General features: G+C 35.2%; 11 protein-coding genes. 1 reads left to right on the top strand and 10 read right to left on the bottom strand.

Features of this window, described 5'->3' with window-relative positions; all coding sequences use genetic code 11:
• The 6 genes from A5N85_RS12575 to A5N85_RS12595 form a co-directional block, all read right to left on the bottom strand.
• Nucleotides 1-298, bottom strand: a 298-nt coding sequence (locus A5N85_RS12575) for an IS1/IS1595 family N-terminal zinc-binding domain-containing protein (RefSeq protein WP_072577518.1), incomplete at its 3' end; no start/stop codon positions are given.
• A gap of 159 nt (nucleotides 299-457) precedes the next feature.
• Nucleotides 458-673, bottom strand: coding sequence for an aspartate/glutamate racemase family protein (locus A5N85_RS18135; protein WP_084601792.1), 216 nt, complete (start codon nucleotides 671-673; stop codon nucleotides 458-460).
• Nucleotides 674-715: 42 nt separating this feature from the next.
• A complete protein-coding gene (locus A5N85_RS18140) occupies nucleotides 716-1,135 on the bottom strand; it encodes an aspartate/glutamate racemase family protein (RefSeq protein ID WP_484419716.1) in 420 nt (139 codons plus the stop codon).
• A gap of 61 nt (nucleotides 1,136-1,196) precedes the next feature.
• Entirely contained in the window at nucleotides 1,197-2,426 is a 1,230-nt protein-coding gene (locus A5N85_RS12585; protein ID WP_072577519.1) for an aspartate kinase, read from the bottom strand.
• A 12-nt stretch (nucleotides 2,427-2,438) separates the two neighbouring features.
• Nucleotides 2,439-2,906 carry a GyrI-like domain-containing protein gene (locus tag A5N85_RS12590; protein WP_072577520.1) on the bottom strand — a complete coding sequence of 156 codons (468 nt, stop codon included), beginning with the start codon at nucleotides 2,904-2,906 and terminating at the stop codon, nucleotides 2,439-2,441.
• Nucleotides 2,890-3,390, bottom strand: a complete 501-nt coding sequence (locus A5N85_RS12595; protein ID WP_072577521.1) for a lipocalin family protein — start codon at nucleotides 3,388-3,390, stop codon at nucleotides 2,890-2,892. Before A5N85_RS12595 ends, A5N85_RS12590 begins: the two co-directional genes overlap by 17 nt.
• Nucleotides 3,391-3,524: 134 nt before the next feature.
• Here A5N85_RS12595 and A5N85_RS12600 point away from each other — a divergent pair, with 134 nt between their 5' ends.
• On the top strand, nucleotides 3,525-4,031 hold the full coding sequence (locus tag A5N85_RS12600) for an HdeD family acid-resistance protein (protein ID WP_072577522.1): 507 nt from the start codon (nucleotides 3,525-3,527) through the stop codon (nucleotides 4,029-4,031).
• 239 nt (nucleotides 4,032-4,270) lie between these two features.
• Here the strand turns inward: A5N85_RS12600 and A5N85_RS12605 are convergent, their stop codons facing one another.
• The 4 genes from A5N85_RS12605 to A5N85_RS12620 are packed head-to-tail and all read right to left on the bottom strand — an operon-like array spanning nucleotide 4,271 to nucleotide 7,356.
• Entirely contained in the window at nucleotides 4,271-4,681 is a 411-nt protein-coding gene (locus tag A5N85_RS12605; protein WP_084601794.1) for a stringent starvation protein B, read from the bottom strand.
• Nucleotides 4,678-5,322, bottom strand: coding sequence for a glutathione S-transferase N-terminal domain-containing protein (locus A5N85_RS12610; protein ID WP_072577523.1), 645 nt, complete (start codon nucleotides 5,320-5,322; stop codon nucleotides 4,678-4,680). Before A5N85_RS12610 ends, A5N85_RS12605 begins: the two co-directional genes overlap by 4 nt.
• Before the next feature lie 16 nt (nucleotides 5,323-5,338).
• Nucleotides 5,339-6,109 (bottom strand): cytochrome c1, encoded by a 771-nt coding sequence (locus A5N85_RS12615; RefSeq protein ID WP_072577524.1) that lies wholly within the window; start codon nucleotides 6,107-6,109, stop codon nucleotides 5,339-5,341.
• Nucleotides 6,106-7,356, bottom strand: coding sequence for a cytochrome b (locus A5N85_RS12620; RefSeq protein WP_072577525.1), 1,251 nt, complete (start codon nucleotides 7,354-7,356; stop codon nucleotides 6,106-6,108). The genes A5N85_RS12615 and A5N85_RS12620 overlap by 4 nt, the downstream gene beginning before the upstream one ends.
• Between the last annotated feature and the right edge of the window lie 95 nt (nucleotides 7,357-7,451).

Raw genomic sequence — 7,451 nt, forward strand, 5'->3', positions numbered from 1 at the left:
WGGCGTTTTGTGTAGGTTTTATTTCACAGTTAGATTTCGCTAAGACATTTAGCACTTTATATTTGCTGACTTTCTCAATAACCATAATATCAGCAATACTACAGCCTCTAACAAGCATTAGACGTATTTTTGCATCAATATGCCTTTGACAGCCTTGGTAAGTTAAATCCATTTTATCAATGAACTGTCGATGACAATCTTTGCATTGGTAATTTTGCTTACCATAGATTTTCCGTCCATTCTTTTTTATACTGAGGCTTAGGCAACTTGGGCAGCTGATTGTAATTTGTGTTTTCATAACTCCAAATTATCATCTTTTTCCAAGTTGTCTTTTTTATTTCTTAACCCAGCATACTTTTCAAACCACTACCAAAAAATTAAACTATATCAAAAATATTTTTAAAAAATCATAAATACAGAAAATTCTAATAGATATAAATTAAAGCAGAGCAATATTTTATAAATCTAAAGCAAAATCAATCGCAGCTTTTGCTAATATCTCTGTAGGGTCAATAAGCTGCTTATTTGTCGCCGATATATAAGGTAAGAATAAAGGTAGCTCTGTACAAGCTAACAAAAAAATATCTGCGGGTATTGTTTCAATAAGTCTTTGTAGTGTATTAGCATATTGCCTAATCTGCCCACGTTTCGCCCCTTGATAAATAATTTTCATGATGGTTTTTTGTTGTTCTGCTGTGATAGCAGCGACTTGATATTAATTAGCTTCTAATACGTCTTGATAAATACCTGCTTTTTGTGTGCCATCAGTTGCTAATACTGCGATTGTAGTAAAGGGAGAAAAAGATTTTTTCAAATTACTTAACGTAACTTCTGCAATATGAAGCAAAGGAATATTGGTAGCATTTTGAATACTATCTGCAAAATAATGCGCTGTATTGCAAGCCATAATAATTGCTTGTGCACCACCTTTTTCTAACCGCTGAGCACTTTCGATTAGCTTATTTGTAGGATCAGGACCCTTTCCTAAAATAAAAGCTGTTCTATCTTCAATCTGAGGGTAGCTATCTATTAACACAGGAATATGTTCTTGATCCGTATTTACTGACGTTAAATCAATAATTCGTTGATAAAGATCTAATGTCGCCTGAGGACCCATCCCTCCTAAAATACCAATTAATTCGTTTCATTTTTCTTACTAAAAAAGCGCCTCATAGGCGCTTATATTTAAATAACAATTAAGCCGCAGGCTTATCCAAGCCAAAAGCATCATGCAAAGCTCTAACTGCCAATTCTAAATATTTTTCATCAATCCCTACCGAAATTTTTATTTCACTAGTAGTAATAATTCTAATATTTACGCCTTCTTTGGCTAACGTTTTAAACATTGTGCTAGCTACTGCTGCATGAGAACGCATACCTACCCCAACAACAGAAACTTTAGCAATTTCTGAACCCTCGATTTTGACTCCTTCAATATCAGCTAAATTCTTATTTAAAATTTCAATGGTATGCTCATAATCTCCACGAGGAACAGTAAAGGTAAAGTCTGTCTTATGATTTTCTCCAATATTTTGAACTATCATATCAACGTTAATATTTGCATCACCAACAGGTCCCAATATCTTATAAGCAATCCCTGGCTCATCAGGGACATCTACGACATTAATTTGAGCTTCATCACGACTAAACGCAATACCAGTTATTACAGCTGATTCCACAGGGTTTTCCTCTTCTAAACTAATAAGTGTGCCTTGAGTTTCATTTTCTTCAAAAGAAGATAAAACTCTTAATGGGACTTTATATTTGCCAGCAAATTCTACAGACCGAATTTGTAAAACTTTTGAACCTAAGCTTGCCATTTCCAGCATCTCTTCAAAAGTAATTCTATCTAATTTTCGTGCTTTTGGCTCAACACGAGGGTCAGTTGTATAGACGCCATCAACATCAGTATAAATTTGACATTCATCGGCCTTTAATGCAGCAGCAAGCGCAACAGCTGTCGTGTCAGAACCACCGCGTCCTAATGTTGTAATATCTTTATCAGGGCTAATACCTTGAAAACCGGCTACTACAACAATTTTTCCTAATGATAGTGCTTCACGAATACGTTGATCATCAATCCCAGTAATTCGCGCTTTCATATGCGCACGATCAGTATTCATTGCAACTTGCCATCCCGTTAACGATATTGCAGGATAGCCACGCTTGTTTAATGCTATTGCCAGTAGAGCGATGGAGACTTGCTCTCCAGTACTCATTAACGCATCCATTTCGCGGGGAGTTGGTCGTCCTGTAATATCATGTGCAAGAGCAATTAAACGATTAGTTTCCCCACTCATAGCAGATACAGTCACTACCACACCATGCCCTGCTTTGCGTGCTTTGATAACACGTTCGGCAACGTTTTCAATGCGCTCTATTGAACCCATTGAAGTACCACCATATTTTTGTACGATTAACGCCATAGGTTTCCTTTTTTACTCACTGTCATGTGGATTTAATACACCAATATAAATACTGACTGTATCTACCGCGTCATAAGATTCAAAATCAGTTTGATACGCCCGTTTTTCATGTGGATTTTCTTGATAAAAACGCCAAATCTCCTGCCATAAACGAATCGTTATTTCAGGCAACGTTCCTTGTGCAGAAAAACGTCGATACCAACCTGAATCAATTTCCTGTTGATGAGTAGACGAAATACTTTTCTCATCACTCCCTACTAATATCTGATATTCTCCATTCACATCACTACGGTAATGGCTATATACTGCGTAAATATTAGCACTATCTGACAAATGCGGTTGAATATCTGTCATAAATTTTTGCCAAAGCACACCAATTTTTGCTGTTTCCTCTTTTTGTTCATCAGAATTACTCGTAATGGCCGTAACACCATAAACTTCTTTTACGTCAACTTCAACCAGTTCATTTCGTACTATCATAAACCAACTCTCCAATATTAAAACCTTGATTTCTCGCTTTCTCTAAATAACGATTGAGCGTTGCATTGTCTAAATCTGGTATTCGACTTAATATCCATAAATATTTTCTATCTGGCGCACCTACCATTGCACTTTGATAATCTTTATCCAACGCTATGATTTGATAATCTCCCCAAAACGGACGAAAAAAGCTTACTTTCAGCTGCGCATTTCCCGTATTTTTGACCACTTTGGCAAGCCCTTTTGCAGATTTCTCTCCATCTTTCGTCGTACAACTATTTAGAACACGAATAGTGCCATCTTCATTACGGTGATAATCTGCCTGACTTTGTAAACACCCTTCCTGAAAACGATGCGGTAAACGCGCAATCTCATACCATCTGCCAATATACCTTTCTAAATCCACTTTCTCTACAAGATCTAAAGGGGGATGAGAAGCACAAGCTCCCAATAACACAAAAATTATTGCTAAAAATTTCTTCATTAAAAAATCCTCTTACCAATTCCAACCGTTTTTTTCCATTCTATCAAATAATCATTCATCTAAATCCTGAAGATAAATAAAAGATTATAATAACTTTGGTTAAGGATTAGCATTTTTAATTAACTGAAGGACGTATGAAATGTAATTTTATCATGTTTATTAGAATTGCCTCAGTCATTGGAGGAATACTAGCGCTATTTAATCCTTTTAGCGCTACCTTAGCAGCAGAACAATTAGCTAGTTGGCTATTTTTATTTTTCTGGGTATTAGAATTTGTAGCGCTTTTTAACGCACCTTTTACTTCTTCAAAATTATTTGCCGTTATCAACGGTGTAGTAGGAGTATTACTTGGTATTGAACTTTTAGCTAACCCACTACGTGGAATATTAGCATTGACTATTGCAGTAGGTATCTTATTTTTATTCACAGGTATTGGTAAAATTTTCATAGCTTTTGCTATTCGAAAAACAGCCCTATTTTGGCCTTTACTATTATCTGCAGCGGTTTCTATTTTACTAGCAATCCTAATTTTTTCAGACTACCCACAATTAGCTACTAGCCTATTAGGAATTTTACTAGCGATCGAATTAATCTCTAATGGAATTGCAACGATAGCTTTCTCTTGTCATAAAATGGCTTAATTCATCTTAGGTAAGACATTAGAAATTATTGTATAATAGCCAATTTCCCAAAAAATTGCATACAACCTTAACTAAATATCCACTTTGAAAACTATCTCTCCTATTCCCAAGTTCTGTATGCATTTTTTGGGAGTCCTGCTATGGCTTACATACAAACTGACGAATCACAGATAGCCAACCTCAGTACGGAAAAACGAGCTAACGCTGTATACGAGTTAAAGACATTTATCTATAATCTATTACTTTATAACTTTTAAATGCGATGCTGTCTTTTTAAGACTTTCAAATTTTTCTAATTTTTTAGGTCCATTCTCTAAATTAGGAGAAACGTCAAACCCCATACCTTGCTGAGTTTCTTTAGCAAACAATCCTACTACAGACTCTATCAAAACACTAACATTATGAGGTGTACCAGAGAAACGTGTGGAAAAATATATAACTTCATTCTCTATAGTAATATCAGGAGAGGCTGTCGGAGAAATGTTTAAAACCAGTGTATCATTTTCTAGAAATTGGTTGGGTACACCAGAAACCCAACCAGCTTTTGGATAAGCTATGACAAGATGAGGCGTACAATTATTATCAATAATCCACTGATAAATTGCTCTTAATAAGTAAGGCTTTTGATCTGTCATAGTAATTTCATTCATATAGTTTCTCTCAAGGAGAGTTCATATTTAGACATAGATTTTTTGAAATACTCTTGTTTAAAATGAAATGCCATATATTTCTGTAATGGCTGAGTAGCTGTGGTTTTAGGCAATTCAATTCCTAAACTTTCTAAGCGCCATAAAACGGGTAAAATACAACAATCTAAAAGTGATAATTCTGAACCCATCATGTAATTACCATTTTTCATCATGGGCGACATCATGATGACAAAATCTCTTAAATTTTTTTGTATTCCTTTTTTCTTAGTTGGACTAACTTTTTCATGCTCAAGCTGATTTACCAATTCATACCATTGATCTTCAATTTCTAAACAAAAAAGTCTTATTTTTGCTCGGAGATTTGCTTCAATAGGCATAAGAGCAGGATGAGGGAAGCGTTCATCAAGATATTCAGAAACGACTCTGTCATTAAATAATACTAAATCTCTATCTAATAATGTTGGAAGTTTTCCTGTAGGATTAATTTCTATTAGATCTTCAGGAAGATTATCAGCATCAATATCAACATACTCTATTTCTAAATCTTTTGCATGACAAATCAATCGAATTCTATGACTAGAAACATGCTTAGGGCTACTTAATAAAACCAACCCTCCACGTTTTTGACTAATAATACTCATTCAGTGCCTATAATTTTTAATGTTTAGGATGCACATCTCGCCAATATTCATGCTTCAATAAATAGAAAATCACTGTTAATAAAGCAATAAATATTAGCACCCAAGGACCTAACTTAGCTCTTTGTAAGGCAGAAGGATCTGCAACATAAGTAAGAAAATTAGTTAGATCATAAGTTACTTGTTGATATTCAACTGGAGTCATAGTCCCTTTTGTTATTGGTTCAAATCCAGTTAAAATTTTTGTTACTTCACAGTCACTACCTTCACAATTCTTATGTTCTTCATAGATTGGTTTTTGTAAACCTTGTAGCTGCCACAATGGATTAGGCATACTTGCACCAGCAAAAACGGAATTATTAAATCCTAAAGGGCGACTATCATCTATATAAAATCCTTGAAGATAATTATAAATATACTTTCCACCTTTCGCACGAGCCATCAGTGAAAGATCTGGAGGTGCCTTACCAAACCATTTGCTTCCTTCCTCTGATGTCATAGCAATATGCATTTGATTAACATCTTTAGCACCTGTGAATATAAGAGTATCTTTACCAATAGAAGGATCAATTCCTAAATCTTTAAAGGTGCGATTATAGCGTTGATATTCCAGTGAATGACAACCTGAGCAATAATTGACAAAGTATTTTGCACCACGCTGTAAAGATTCTTGATTATGAATATCAGCATAAAATGGCTGATCTGGATAACTATTGCCTTCAGAAGCAGCAATTGCTTGACCAATAGCAACACTACCTATTAATGTCATAATGATTTTTTTTAGTTTCATTTTGTCACCCTTTTTGGTAATGGCTTAGTTTTATCGATTTTGCTGTAAAAAGGCATTAGTAAGAAGAAAGCAAAATATACGAGAGTCATCCATTGTGCCCAAATCTTAACTACATTAGTAGGTGGCTGAGTGCCAAGGTATAACAAAATAACGAATGCTATAGTAAATAAAGTTAATGCTATTTTAAAAATAGGACCTTTATAGCGAATAGATTTTACAGGTGAGCGATCTAACCAAGGAAGTAGGAAAATCATAAACACTGCGCCAAACATTGCAATAACGCCCCATAATTTTGCAGGTACACCGAACCAGTCCCAAGTCATTGCACGTAAGATTGAATAGAATGCGCCAAAATACCATACAGGTGCAATATGCGCTGGCGTTACTTGTGGGTCTGCTGGTTCAAAATTAGCATGCTCTAAGAAGTAACCAAAGAATTCGGGTAAATAAAAGATTACAGCCGCAAAAATAAAGAGGAAAATACCAATATAGTAAAGATCATGAACTGTATAGTAAGGATGAAAAGGTATTCCATCTTTAGGAACGCCACGCTCATCTAGATTTTCTTTAATCTCTATACCATCTGGGTTATTAGACCCTACTTCATGTAAAGCTATAATATGCGCTGCAACCAACATAACAAGCACTAGCGGAATCAAGATAACATGCATCGCAAAGAAGCGATTTAAAGTTGCATCTGAAATATAGAAATCACCTTGAATAAAGGTAACAATTGGATCACCAACATAAGGAATAGCGCTAAATAGAGAGATAATAACATTCGCTCCCCAGAAAGACATTTGTCCCCAAGGAAGTAAATACCCCATAAATGCCTCTGCCATTAAGCATAAAAAAATCAACGAACCAAATATCCAGACCAATTCTCTTGGTTTTCTATAAGAACCATAAAGTAAACCACGGAACATATGAAGATAAACCACTACAAAGAAAGCTGAAGCACCTGTTGAATGTAAATAACGAATAAGCCACCCAAAGTCGACATCACGCATAATATATTCGACACTAGCGAACGCCTCTACAGCACTAGGCTTATAAAACATTGCTAACCAAATCCCTGTTAAGAGTTGGTTAACTAATACAACAATAGAGAGTACGCCAAAGCAGTACCATACATTGAAGTTAATAGGGGCATAATATCTTGCTAAATGATCATTCCATAAAACAGAAAGTGGAAAACGATCATCAATCCAGCCTAGAAAACCTGTTGTTTTATACGGATTAGCCATTTTTTGCTCCTTCGCCGATAACAACTACATTATCGCTAGTAAAATGATAAGGCGGAACAGTTAAATTGGTAGGTGCTGGGACACCTTTATATACT

The sequence above is a fragment of the Suttonella ornithocola genome, assembly GCF_001889065.1.
GTDB classification, from domain to species: domain Bacteria; phylum Pseudomonadota; class Gammaproteobacteria; order Cardiobacteriales; family Cardiobacteriaceae; genus Suttonella_A; species Suttonella_A ornithocola.